This window comes from Chitinophaga eiseniae (genome assembly GCF_900167135.1).
Lineage (GTDB): Bacteria > Bacteroidota > Bacteroidia > Chitinophagales > Chitinophagaceae > Chitinophaga > Chitinophaga eiseniae.
Genome location: NZ_FUWZ01000003.1, coordinates 1,034,097 through 1,047,223, shown reverse-complemented (window position 1 = coordinate 1,047,223; position 13,127 = coordinate 1,034,097). Strand labels below are relative to the sequence as shown.

The window sequence follows — 13,127 nt, the reverse complement described above, 5'->3', positions numbered from 1 at the left end:
ATGTCCTTTTCCGTACGGCTACGGCTGTCTGTCCTGATGTTATTGGAGTACTTCACCTGGGGGGCATGGTACGTCACCATGAGTACTTACCTGATCACAGCGTTGAAAGCAGATGCGGTGCAGGTGGGGGCGGCGTATGCCAATCTATCCATTGCGGCCATTATCTCCCCGTTTTTTGTGGGGCTGATCGCTGACCGTTTTTTTGCGGCGCAGAAAGTGCTGGGGGTACTGCATCTGGCGGGGGCGGTAACGCTTTACCTGACCGGCAGTGTACAGGATTTTGGCAGTTTCTGGTGGCTGATATTACTGTATACATTGTTATACATGCCTACGATGTCGCTGGCCAACGCTATCTCCTTCCGGCAGATGACCGATGCCGGCAGGGAGTTCCCTTCAGTACGTGTATTCGGCACCGTAGGATGGATTGCTGCCGGGCTGCTGATAGGGTTTGCAAAAGTGGAAGCTTCAGCGCTGACCTTTCATATCGCTGCGGCCAGTTCTTTGCTGCTGGGCGTGTACAGCTTTTTTCTGCCGGACACGCCGCCGGTGAAAAAGAAGGTACAGCTGTCCGACGTACTGGGACTGGATGCGCTGGTATTGTTTAAGAGCCGGTCTTACTGGTTATTTTTTATCACCGCCATCGCGGTGTGTGTGCCGCTGGCTTTCTACTATAGTTTTACGAACGCGTTCCTTAACGACAGCGGTATGAGCAATGCCGCCGGCAAGATGACGCTGGGACAGGTATCTGAGTTTTTGTTCCTGTTGCTGATGCCGTTGCTGTTTGTACGCATGGGCGTAAAACGGATGCTGATATTAGGCATGGCCTGCTGGATATTACGCTATGTGCTGTTTGCTTATGGCGATAGCGGCACTGGCGCCTGGATGTTGTATGGTGGTATTGTGTTGCATGGCATGTGTTATGATTTCTTTTTTGTGACCGGGCAGATTTATACCGACCGGAAAGCGGGAGCGGCAGTAAGGAGTGCGGCACAGGGACTGATTACGCTGGCTACCTATGGCATTGGTATGCTGGTTGGTTCTTATGTATCAGGGTTTGTAGCGCGGCAGTTCAGTCATGTTACCGCTGCCGGCCCGGTCTATGACTGGCAGGCGATCTGGCTGGTGCCCGCGGGCATTACCGCCGTATTCTTGCTGTTATTTGTTTTTTTATTCAGGGATGATGATCGACAATAATTATAAAACATTTTCATATGGGAAGAAAAATTGCCATGCTGGGCAGTGGTTTTATCGGCCGGTTTTATGCCGATTCCATCCACAGTCAGCGCAGTAAAGACAGGATCGTCAGCATTTATTCGCGCCGGGAAGAGAGCGCGCAGAAGTTTGCGGCCGACTATGAAACGCCTCACTGGACCACGGCGATGGAAGAAGCGATCAACCATCCGGAGGTGGATGTGGTGTGTATCGCTTTGCCGAATAACCTGCATGAAGCGGCTGTAATGGCCTGCTGTAAAGCAAAGAAAGCGGTGATTTGCACCAAGCCGCTGGGGCGTAATGCGGAAGAAGCCAAAAGGATGCTGGAGGCGGTAGAAGCGGCGGGTATCTTCCATGGTTATATGGAAGACCTGGTGTATACGCCTAAATTTTCCAAAGCCTTGCAGAGCGTACAGGCCGGCGCGCTGGGCCGTATCCTCTGGGCCAAGTCCCGGGAAACGCATCCTGGCCCGCACAGCGAATGGTTCTGGGACAAAGAGCAGGCCGGCGGTGGTTGTATCCTCGATCTGGGATGTCATTGCGTGGAGATTTCCCGCAGCTTCATAGGTAAAGACATCAAGCCGGTGGAAGTGATGTGCTGGGCGGATACACAGGTGAAACCCATCGATGCGGAAGACCATGCCATCGCACTGGTACGGTACGAAAACGGCGCTATCGGACAGTTTGAGGTAAGCTGGACTTTCCGCGGCGGCCTGGACCTCCGCGACGAGGTGATGGGCACCGAAGGGACCATCTGGCTCAACAACTTCCTGCGTACCGGTTTTGATATGTTCACCACGGGCAAGGGCGCGGATTACGTAGCAGAGAAAGCAGAGAGCAATACCGGCTGGTTGTTTCCCGTAGGGGATGAACTGAATGATCTCGGGTACAATCACATGTTCGCTGATATGTTCAACGCTATCGAACAAAACAAGGCGCCGCGGGAATCTTTCTACGACGGTTATGTAGTGAACGCTATCCTGGATGCTGCATACAGGAGCGCCGCCAGTAAGCTGTGGGAGCCGGTAAAGCTGGACATATGGCGTGGGCTGGAAGGTGTTGCCAAAGGCGCATCGCTGGTGGATTATGACGAGCATCACTACCTGATCAAAGAAGAAAAGACACACTTTGGCAGCACCAAACTGATATTAAAGGAAAAACAAAGCGGGAAGATCATTGAAGTGACCCGTTAATCATCAAATAAAAAAATATGACCGCATACGATCGCAGGAAATTTCTCAGAACAGCAGCAATAACGGGTGTGGGGCTCGGCCTTGTCGGCCGGGCCGGCTCCCTGTTTGCCGGTACGTCCGCAGCAGGTAAACGGATAGGTATCATTGGGCTGGACACTTCGCATAGTGTGGAGTTCACTAAAATGTTCAATGCACCGAATACAGACCCGGCATACCATGGCTTCAAAGTGGTGGCGGCTTACCCGCAGGGAAGCAAGGACATTGCTTCCAGCCTGGAGATGGTACCGGGCCATCTCTCGAAGGTGAAAGAACTGGGCGTGGAGATCGTGGATTCCATAGCCGCGTTGCTGGAGAAGGTGGATGTGGTGCTACTGGAGTCCAATGACGGGCGTGTGCATCTGGAGCAGGCGCTCCCGGTGTTCAAAGCAGGGAAAAGGGTTTTTATCGATAAGCCGATAGCCGCCTCCCTCGCAGACACCAAAGCTATTTTTAAGGCAGCTGAAAAATACAAGGTGCCCGTGTTCTCTTCTTCCGCGCTACGTTTTATTGACAGCATCCGGCAGGTGAAACAGGGTAAGATCGGCAAGGTGGCCGGTGCCGACGTGTATACGCCGTCGCCCACCGAGAAAACGCATCCCGACTTGTTCTGGTACGGCATCCACGGTGTAGAGATGCTGTTTGCCCTGATGGGGCCCGGTTGCCGTAAGGTGACCCGTACTACCTCTGCTGATATGGACCAGGTGACCGGTGTATGGGCCGATGGCCGTATCGGTACGCTGCGCGGCGTGATCAAGGGGCCGTATGGCTTTGGTGGTCATGCTTTTGGCGAGAAAGGTATTATGCCCATCGGTGATTTCAGTTCTTACCAGCCGCTGGTATTACAGATCGCTTCCTTCTTCGAAACCGGCGTAGTGCCGGTGGAACCACAGGAGACGATTGAAATGATGGCCTTTATGGAGGCTGCTGATGCCAGCAAAAAGAAAAAAGGCGCTCCTGTAATGATGAATGTGTAGCGCCCTGCCCCGGGGCGGGTATCGTGCCTGCTTCGGGGTTTTATTTACTCGCAGTCCCATTCCATGTAGTTAATGTACATCGTGGTCCCATTGTACACTTTACCCGGCCACAGGGTTTCTTTTTGCGCTGGTAGTCACAGCGGTTGTACCTACGCTCCCCGTAGTTCTCCAGCTCTAAAACATGCTTAACAGCTATCTTTCTTTTTAGGATAAGGAATCCGGTGGCCGCCCGGTGATTCAAAGAGCGGTATTTCCACCCGGATTCCATAAGTTATCAGGACATTTTTCCCATATACGGATCGGTAATGCTTTCCGCGCCTGTTTCCACGCGGCCGGCGTACCTCCGTGCGTATTGGGCGTTACCGTCGGCCTGTACCGTGAAATCGTACCATCCGTGGCTGGACTGCAACGGCAGGATGATCTGTGCAGGCAGGTCCTTCGTTACCGTACGGGTGATGGCTTTATTGCCGTAAGCATTGTCCCGGATGGTGATGTGCAGTGGTTTGCCGCCGCTGTTGGCCACGGAGAGCAATACGTTGCCCGTCAGTTTTTGGGAAGACTTGTTTCGTTCATAGGTGCACGTAGTGATAATACCCGGATCTTCCGTATTGCCGGTCGCTTCGCGGAAGAAGCCGTTGGGGCCGTGCAGCTGCAGGTGATAGCGGTTGTTTTCGAACGCTTCCAGCGGCCATTCGTAGTGAAGCTGGTCTCCCGCTTTCACAGCGAAGGACCAGTTGCGGCATTTGTCGGTGTTGCCTTTATCGTCTTTGTAGGTTACCGGGGCAATAACGGTAAAGGGCGAGCCTGCTGCTGCGGCGCCGAATACTTTGTTGCCCGCTGCGAGGCTGGCTTTTACCTGCCGGCTTCCGGGCTGACAGTCGATGTCGGCGTACAGTTCATAAGGCAGGCCGGGAGAGGGGCGTACGCCTTTTTCCTGCGGCGCCAGCAGCCGGGTGGGTGTGGTTTTGCCGGTGACCTGCGAGATATCATCTGCGGACAGTTTTTTAAAGCCGCCGGGAATGGTTTTAAACTGTGCGTTATAAATTTCCTGTACAAACTTTTCTTTCTGCAGGAAGGGCAGTTTTTCTTTTTTAGGCACAAAGGTGCTGAAGGCAGCGGTGAGATCGCCGCAGATAGTGCGTCTCCACTGGCTGATGTTATCCAGGTGTACCTGTTTTTTGTATTTACGGTTTACAAATGTTTCAAGGAATTGCAGGGTAGAGGTGTGATCGAATACCTGTGAGCACACTTTACCGCCGCGGCTCCAGGGGGAGGCGATGAGCAGCGGGACGCGGAAGCCGAGGCCGACCGGCGCTTCCCGGGCTTGTTTTTTATGGATACCTTGCGCCAGCTCATTTTCCAGCCGTACGTGTTCCACTTCCGTATCAATGCCGGCGGATACTTTACCGGTACCGGATTTGTTTTCATCGGGGATAGAGAAGGGGGGCACATGGTCATAGTAGCCGTCGTTTTCATCGTAGGTAACGATGAAGATGGTTTTTTTCCATACTTCCGGGTTGCCGGTGAGGATGTCCATGATTTCAGACACGTACCAGGCGCCGTACCAGGGGGCGCTGGGGTGGTCTGAGAAATTCTGCGGACCGCTGAGCCAGGATACGGTGGGTAGTTTCCCTTCGCGCACGTCCTGGCGGAACTGGTGCAGGATATCGCCCGCAGGGACGGTGACTTTGCGGTCCTGTCCATCATCGGTGTACCGGAAGGTGGTCACGCTTCGGAAGTTGGGATCGCCGTTGTTGATCACAAAGGCATTGTTATAAAGTTGTTGCTGTTGTGCGGTTAGTTGCTCAAAACTTTCTTTGTTCCATTTGGCCAGCTCTTTGGTGGCGTTGTCCAGCACCTCCTGTTTTTTTGCCACTTCGGTGCGTATTTTGGCTGCCGCTGCATCGGAAGAAGGAGAGGCTTCCTGTAGTTTGTTGATTTCTTCCGGCAGGGTTTCCACCTGTTTGAGCAGGGTTTGGATATAGCGGGAAGAGAATTTCACGTGATAGGCTTCGAAGAATTCGAGGAGGTTGCAGCCGAAATTGGCCAGCCATGCCCTTTCTTCGCCTTTGAAGCCGCCGCCGCAGCTAAGATCGTTCTGATAGAATTTCCAGGGGATGTTATTTTCTGTCAGCAGTTCCGGGAATGTTTTCCAGGTCTGTTTGCCGTAGGCGAAGTCGTCGTTGCGGATGTTTTGTTTGGCGCGACCGTTTTCCTGGCTGTCGATTTTGCCGGTCCAGAAGAAGGAGCGGTTGGGCGTGGTGCTGGTCATGCCCGAGCAGAAGTGCTGGTCGCATATGGTGAAAGCGTCTGCCATGGCGTAGTTGAAGGGAAGGTCTTCCCGGGTAAAATACCCCATGGTGAGCGGCATGTGTGCATATTGTTTGTTGCCCGGTTTTTTGGCGAGCAGCCACTGGTCGTGTTTACCTGCGTTGTAAGCGTCTACCTGGCTGGCGCGGGAATGTGGCAGGGAGCCCATCCACGTGATCTTTGTGTCTTTGATGTCGAGCCGGAAGGGTGCATAGGTGTCGCCGTTTTCGTCGGTCTGGAACCATACCGGTTTCAGGTCTGGCAGTGGGATGGCGCGTGGATCGCGGAAGCCTCTGACGCCCTGCAACGTGCCAAAGCAGTGGTCAAAAGAGCGGTTCTCCTGCATGAGGATGACGATGTGTTCCGCATCCAGCCAGGTGCTGCCAGGTGTCGGGTCTATCGCGAGCGCGCGTTGAATGGATGCCGGCATGATGGTGGAGAAGCCGGCCGCTCCGGATAACAATAGCGATTTTTTCAGGAATTCCCTGCGAGTGTCCATGAGTGGAAATTGTTTAAATGTGTCGTTAGTTTTAGTTTGTGTCGGGGCGAAAAATACTCATCATTTATGTTAGATGGTAACCATTCATCCATCTTTTACGATATCATAATATCAGCCGCGACAGTAAGTACACACCCAGCATCGCTACGATGCCCATCACCAGCGTGGCCATGGTATATACGCGCAGCATGTCTTTTACTTCCAGTCCGGAGAAGCGGGTGATCACCCAGAAATAAGCGTCGTTGGTATGGGATACCATCATGGAACCGGCGCCCATGGCCAGCACGCAGAGCAGGGAGCCATCGGGCGTATGCAGTCCCAGGGCAGGCAGTAAGGGATGAATGATAGAGGCCGCAGTGATAATGGCTACGGTGGAAGAGCCTTGTGCGGTCTTCAGGATGGCGGTCACAATAAAAGGTAATAGTATGCCCGTGCCCGTTATAGCAGGGTTGCTGGCAATATGTTCACCGATCCCCGCCTTGGCCAGGATGGCGCCAAATGCGCCACCACCGCCGATAATTACGAGGATGCCGGCAGCTTTTTCTGCGCCCTCCTGTAGTATTTTGCGGAAGCTGTCGCCCTGATTTTTGCGCATACCTGATAACGCCAGCACGATACCGATGGTGATGGCGATCTCTGGCATACCTGCCAGATTCAGCAGCTGTAGCGGAAGAGAAAGGGTCTTTTGTTCGAGCGTAAAAAAAGATCGCAGGGCGATCAGCAGGATAGGTACCGCAATGGGCAGCACCGACATCAGAACGGAAGGCAGTGCAGCCGGTGTACTGTCGGTCTCCATAGCGGCTGGGGCTACAACAGGCAGCCGTCTGCCTGCATATAACGACCACGCATATCCGCAGAAGGAAGCAGGGAGTGCAATGAGGAGGCCGAATAACATCACGCGTCCGATGTCGGCCTCGATAACGCCCATGGCGGCCGTAATGCCGGGATGCGGCGGCATCATGCAATGTACGGCATACAGTCCGGTGGCCAGCGAGGAAGCCATGATGACCATAGATACGCCGGAGCGCAGTGCCAGCGCCTTGTTCAGGCCACTGAGTACAATAAACCCGGAATCGCAGAAAATAGGCATGCCTACCAGGTAACCGATGATATTGAGCGCCAGCGGGGAACGGCGGGTGCCTGTTTGCCGCAGTACGTAAGCGGCCAGCACCGTAGTGCTGCCGGTGTGCTCAAGGATGAGTCCCAGCGTGGTGCCGAGAATAATCAGCAGTCCGAGAGAACCGATGATTTGTCCGAACCCGGTCTTGATAGTGGTGAGTATATCTGTCAGCGATAGCTGGAAAATGAGTCCGGCCAATAGTCCGGCCAGCAACAGGGCGAAAAAAGCGTGTATCCGGAAGCGTGCGGTCAATATCACAATCAGTGCGATACCAGCCAGCAGCCCGCTGATACTCTGCAACAGCGAGATATTGTTCATGGGCGGCAGTGATAGTTCTGATATCTTACAAGATATCTATTATATCCGCATCCCGCAAATTATAATTAACCCCGGGCGGAAGCCCGGGGCCACGGTTGATTCCCCTGATAGCGAAGATCAGTGCTGAACTATCCTGTATCGGTTGGTAGCTTTCGTCTGTCGGGTCATTGTATTCATCTTCGCTTTGATCTTCGTTAGCAGGGGAATCAGGGTGTGTGCTATTACAACAAATGTGGCGGCAACGGTATTCCTTCGCTGAGCGCTTCTGTTACCGGTGTTCCGCGCCGTGTTTCCAGCGGGATGATGCCGGACCAGATGGGCAGGTCTTTGTATTCATCTTCGCCGGGCATGCCGGTGCGTATTTTAGCCGAAGCTTCTTCAAGGGAGAAAGCCAGTATGGTGGTTTTCCGGACTTCGCTTTCTTTAACCGGCTGCAGGTAGTCCCAGCTGTTGGGAACAAACTTCTCCGTCAGCCAGCGAAAGGCTTCGGTTTTCTGCTGCGGGTCCTCCATTTTTTCGGGGGTGGCAAACAGGATGACGGAGCGGTAGTTCATCGAGTGGTTGAAAGCTGATTTGGACACCACGATGGCATCCAGCAGGGTGACGGTAATGCATACCGGTAGTCCCTTTTCTATTTCGCGGATGAAATGGCTGCCCACGGAACCGTGGATATATATTTTGTCCTCATGGCGTACAAAGCCGGTCGGAATGGCAAACGGTTTATTGTCCATTGTAAAGCTGACGGTACACACGAGGGCTTCGTCCAGGATGGTATGGATGGCATCCCGGTCGTAGGAAGCCCTTTTGGGATAGCGGCTGGGGGTGAGATGTGGGGGAATAGGTTGCATGTCGTTGTAATTTTTTACAAAGTTGTACCTTTATTGGCTCGGTGTTATCATCCGATTCAGATAAAATGAGTAGTCCAATTTTCTCCCTGTTGCAGTTAGACCGGGATGACAAGCAGCCAGTGTACCTGCAACTGGCCAATCAATTGATGGGATTTATCAGGACCGGCCCCCTGCATGCGGGTCAGCGGTTGCCCAGCAGCCGCGAGATGGCGGAGAAACTGCAGCTGCACCGCAAGACGGTCGTACGTGCCTACGACGAACTGCTGGCGCAGGGCTGGCTGGAAAGCCATACCGGCAGCGGTACTTTTGTGGCCCGTCATCTCCCCAAAACAGAACTACAGACGCTGACAGCCAATGCGGAGGCCACTTTCAACCCATTACGGACGGCAGGTTTCTCCTTCACGGTGCCGGAGCATCTCAACCGCCCGGTGATGAAAGCCTATAGCCAACTGCACCTGGACGACGGTTTCCCTGATGCCCGCCTGGCCCCGCTGGATGAGCTGACGCGTAATTACCGCAGCCAGCTGCTGAATGGCAATCCCTATGTGCGCCTCGGTTATGGCGACACCACCGGCGCCTCCCGCCTGCGGCAGGAGCTGTCCGAATATCTCAATGAAACGCGCGGACTAAATACTACCGCTGAAAATATCCTGATCGTCAGGGGGACCATTATGGGTTTCTTCCTGGTGGCGACCGGGCTGGTGAGCAAAGGAGACCATGTGGTGAGCGCCAGCATGTCCTGGGCCGGCGCCGCGGCTAACTTCAGGCAGGCCGGCGCCCAGCTGCATACGGTGCCGGTAGATGAATACGGGATGGATACCGATGCGCTGGAGCGTATCTGCCAGCAGAAAAAAGTACGCATGGTGTATGTGACGCCGCACCATCATTATCCTACTACTGTCGTACTGAGGGCCGACAGGCGTTTACAACTGTTACGCCTGTCTGAAAAATACGGCTTCATAATTTTTGAAGATGATTATGACTACGATTTCCATTACCTGAGCAAACCGCTGGCGCCGCTGGCCAGCGCAGACAAAGCGGGCATGGTGATGTATGGCGGATCGTTCACCAAAGCCATTTCCCCGGCTTTTCGTGTAGGCTACCTGGTTGGGTCGGAGAATGTGATCAACTACCTGGCGAAGCTGCGGCGTATTGTAGACCGCCAGGGAGATCTGATGCTGGAAAATGCTTTCGCGGCGTTATTACAGAGCGGCGTTATCCACCGGCACCTGCGCAAATCGTTGCGCCTGTACCGGGAGCGCAGGGACATCTTCTGTGAACTGCTGCGCTCCGAGTTAGGCAACGATGTGCATTTCCAGGTACCGGTAGGCGGCCTCGCGGTATGGACCGGCTTCGATCCCCGCATTAACCTGAAAACGCTGGCGGAGAAAGCTCTGCAGCAGGGACTTTATTTTTACGACGGGCATACCTTTGACGGTCCCGGCGTTAAATTAAATCACACCCGGCTGGGTTTCGCGTCGTCCAATCCATCGGAATTGGAACAGGCGGTGGGCATCCTCCGGAAAATCATCTCGCAAAGTTAGCTAAGATCTTAGCGAGTAGTAAGAGCGCTAAGATCTTAGCTGCTTTGCAAGATAAGATACCAATTGATCTCCGGACCTTTGCGTTCTTACTACTCGCTAAGATCTTGGCTGCTTTGCGAGACGATTGCCCTTGTTTTAGGTAAACATTCAGGGTGATTTTCCCGGATATATTTCACCAGCTCTTCACGCATATAACAACGCAGGTCAAAGGCATTGCCGGAAGTAGCGGCGCTCATGAGCGTTCTTACTTCGATGGTCCGTTCAGACGTGTTCGTTACCTGCAACGCGCTGGCGCGCCTGTCCCATAATGGAGAGGCTTGCAGCAGCCGGTTGAAGGCTTCCCTTATTTTATCGACAGGAGCCGTATAGTCAAGATAAAAGAAAGCAGTCCCCAGTATTTCTGAGCCAGTACGGGTCCAGTTCTGGAAGGGCTTCTCAATGAAATAGTTAATCGGCAGGATCAGCTTGCGCTGGTCCCAGATATTGAGTACCACGTAGGTGAGGGTGATTTCCTCCACACGTCCCCATTCTCCTTCCACGACCAGCACATCATCGATACGGATGGGCTGTGTAAAAGCTATCTGGAAGCCGGCGAGCAGGTTGCCGAGTGATTTCTGCGCGGCAAAACCAATGATGATACCGCTGACGCCTACGCCGGTCAGGAGTCCTGCTCCTACTTTGCGCAGACTGTCGAAGCTCAGCAGGATAGCACAGGCCGTGAGTACCAATATTACCGAAATGGCCAGTTTGCGTATAAACTGCAGCTGGGTGCGGATTTTCCGCTCTCTCAGGTTGTTGGTCTTCTTGAGGTCATAGGTATGGTAGACGTAGTCCTCCAGTACTTTGATGGCGCCGATCATCAGCGCGGCGAAAGAGAGCGTTAACGCAATTTCCACGACACGGTTCAGCAGCACTTCATCTTTCGCCGGTACCCGCATGAGCGGCATCAGCATGTTGAGAATGAGCAGCGGCAGAAAATAATTAAAAGCTTTCCCCAGATGAAAGAGCACGCTGTGTATCAGTGAGAAGTCTCCTTCTTTTACCGTTGTCCTGCGCAGGAAGAGCGATAGCAGAAACTTGATCAGCCATCCCGCAATTACTGAAATGCCCACCAACATCAGGTCCCACAAGATGTTGGGCAAATGGTCCGTTTTTTCTAAAATATCATTCCACATAGGCGCGCAGGTCACAAAAAGGGTGCCGCAGGGGCAGCTGAACATTAAAATAGCATTAGAATCAAATTGCCCAGTCGGTTAAAAGAAAGACAATTGAAGATTTGCTGGTCATGGCAGTACTGATTGGCAGGGACTAAAACCTTTGATTGGGGATGCGCGCATTAATTTACCTGGAGCATACGATCGCCAGTGAACAGTGAAGTGTTTTAGAGGGAACTTCATGGAGATGGAGGCCGAAGGGCCGGCATGGAGCGTAAATTTTTTTTTGGGCGGTGACAGCTATTGTCAACAATGACAGGGGACAAAAGGGATAAAATTTTTTTCATGCCGTTATAACGCTTCGCGTTTGGAAAAGGTTACATATTTGGAATTAGCCGGCGTGGTGTATATATTTAGTATCGGTAAAGTACTGGTTGTCCGTTACTGCTAAAATTCCATTATTCATGAAGAAAATGCTATCAGGCATGGCCTTGGTGCTATGCAGTTTTTCCACACTCTTTGCGCAAAAATATACGGCTGACTGGAGTTCGCTGAACAAGCGGGGCATTCCTGCCTGGTTTAATGAAGCCAAGTTTGGCATCTTTATCCATTGGGGTGTGTATGCCGTACCTTCTTTTGCCGTTGTAGGACCGGGTGGATACTCCGAATGGTACTGGTATAACCTTGACGGTACGAAAGAAGGTAGCCATGCGAAGGTACGGGCATTTCACGATCAGCAGTACGGGCGGGATGTTCCCTATCAGCAGCTGGAGAAACAATTTACTGCTTCGCTATTTGATCCGGCGCAATGGGCCGATGTGTTCAAACGTTCCGGCGCCCGTTATGTGGTGCTGACTTCCAAACATCACGAAGGATATTGTTTATGGGATAACAAACAGGCCGATGCGTCCTGGGGCCGGCCGTGGAACGCTGTAACAGGGACGCCTAAACGTGATTTGCTGGGCGACCTGACGGCGGCGGTACGGAAGGCAGGTTTACGTATGGGGTATTATTACTCCTTGTATGAATGGTTCAACCCATTGTATACATCAGACAAACAGCGATATGTGAAAGAGGTGATGATGCCGCAGTTCAAAGACCTGGTGACGCGCTACAAACCTTCCGTTATTTTTTCTGACGGGGAATGGGAGATGTCCGACACCGCGTGGCATAGCAAGGAACTGCTGGCGTGGTTGTACAATGAATCGCCGGTGAAGGATGAAGTAGCGGTGGATGACCGATGGGGTAGTAATACGCGTGGCAAAAACAACGGGGCTACCTACCTGACATCGGAGTACGGCAGCGGTATGCAACCGGGCGTAGTGTGGGAAGAGAGCCAGGGTATAGGACAGTCGTATGGTTACAACCGGATGGAGACGGCCGACGATTATAAAAAGAGCAACGACCTTTTGTTGTTGCTGACAGATATCGTGTCCCGCGGGGGAAACCTGTTGCTGGACATTGGTCCTACGGCCGACGGCCGTATCCCCGTGATCATGCAACAACGGTTGCTGGACATGGGCGCCTGGCTGAAGGTGAACGGGGAGGCCATCTACGAAACCAAAGCATGGAAAGAAACCCGTCAATGGAGCGGCGGCAAGCGGCCGGCGGTAAAAGAGGCCAGCTACATGTCCGGATATAATATCGCTACGATGGTGCAACCGTCTGCCGAGCATGCACATATAGAAATGTTTTTCACTACCGGGAAAGATGCCTTATATTGCATAGTGCCACGTTTTGAACAACAATTGCGCATCCGTAACTATACCGCTCCTAAGAATGCCACCTGTAGCATTCTGGGTTGCAGCAAATCAATCAAAGGACAACAGGAGGGGAAGGATTTTGTGATCAGTTTATCAGGGCTTCGCCCGGGAGATGTCTCTCCGCAACTTTTTGTAGTGAAGATAAAATAAGTG

General features: G+C 52.9%; 9 protein-coding genes. 5 read left to right on the top strand and 4 right to left on the bottom strand.

Translation table 11 applies throughout. From position 1 onward, the window contains the following. Genes B5D63_RS23415 through B5D63_RS23405 form a run of 3 tightly spaced genes read left to right on the top strand, consistent with a single transcriptional unit; the run spans nucleotide 1 to nucleotide 3,418 of the window. A complete protein-coding gene (locus B5D63_RS23415) occupies nucleotides 1–1,194 on the top strand; it encodes a nucleoside permease (protein ID WP_078671255.1) in 1,194 nt (397 codons plus the stop codon). Nucleotides 1,195–1,211: 17 nt separating this feature from the next. Further along, a complete protein-coding gene (locus tag B5D63_RS23410) occupies nucleotides 1,212–2,405 on the top strand; it encodes a Gfo/Idh/MocA family protein (RefSeq protein WP_078671254.1) in 1,194 nt (397 codons plus the stop codon). A gap of 17 nt (nucleotides 2,406–2,422) precedes the next feature. Then, nucleotides 2,423–3,418 (top strand): Gfo/Idh/MocA family protein, encoded by a 996-nt coding sequence (locus B5D63_RS23405; RefSeq protein ID WP_078671253.1) that lies wholly within the window; start codon nucleotides 2,423–2,425, stop codon nucleotides 3,416–3,418. Between the two features lie 274 nt (nucleotides 3,419–3,692). Here B5D63_RS23405 and B5D63_RS23400 read toward each other — a convergent pair whose 3' ends face one another. From B5D63_RS23400 to B5D63_RS23390, 3 genes are all read right to left on the bottom strand, one after another. Next, nucleotides 3,693–6,227, bottom strand: a complete 2,535-nt coding sequence (locus B5D63_RS23400) for a phosphocholine-specific phospholipase C (protein ID WP_078671252.1) — start codon at nucleotides 6,225–6,227, stop codon at nucleotides 3,693–3,695. A gap of 103 nt (nucleotides 6,228–6,330) precedes the next feature. Next, nucleotides 6,331–7,665, bottom strand: a complete 1,335-nt coding sequence (locus B5D63_RS23395; RefSeq protein WP_143313047.1) for a GntP family permease — start codon at nucleotides 7,663–7,665, stop codon at nucleotides 6,331–6,333. Between the two features lie 221 nt (nucleotides 7,666–7,886). Beyond that, nucleotides 7,887–8,513 (bottom strand): pyridoxamine 5'-phosphate oxidase family protein, encoded by a 627-nt coding sequence (locus tag B5D63_RS23390; protein WP_078671250.1) that lies wholly within the window; start codon nucleotides 8,511–8,513, stop codon nucleotides 7,887–7,889. A 65-nt stretch (nucleotides 8,514–8,578) separates the two neighbouring features. On the opposite strand from B5D63_RS23390, the gene B5D63_RS23385 reads away from it, so the two are divergent. After that, nucleotides 8,579–10,057 (top strand): aminotransferase-like domain-containing protein, encoded by a 1,479-nt coding sequence (locus B5D63_RS23385; RefSeq protein WP_078671249.1) that lies wholly within the window; start codon nucleotides 8,579–8,581, stop codon nucleotides 10,055–10,057. Between the two features lie 89 nt (nucleotides 10,058–10,146). On the opposite strand, the gene B5D63_RS23380 is transcribed toward B5D63_RS23385, so the two are convergent. Beyond that, nucleotides 10,147–11,199, bottom strand: a complete 1,053-nt coding sequence (locus B5D63_RS23380) for a mechanosensitive ion channel family protein (protein ID WP_235021615.1) — start codon at nucleotides 11,197–11,199, stop codon at nucleotides 10,147–10,149. A gap of 476 nt (nucleotides 11,200–11,675) precedes the next feature. Between B5D63_RS23380 and B5D63_RS23375 the strand changes: the two genes are divergently transcribed. Beyond that, entirely contained in the window at nucleotides 11,676–13,124 is a 1,449-nt protein-coding gene (locus B5D63_RS23375; protein WP_078671248.1) for an alpha-L-fucosidase, read from the top strand. Nucleotides 13,125–13,127: the final 3 nt, after the last annotated feature.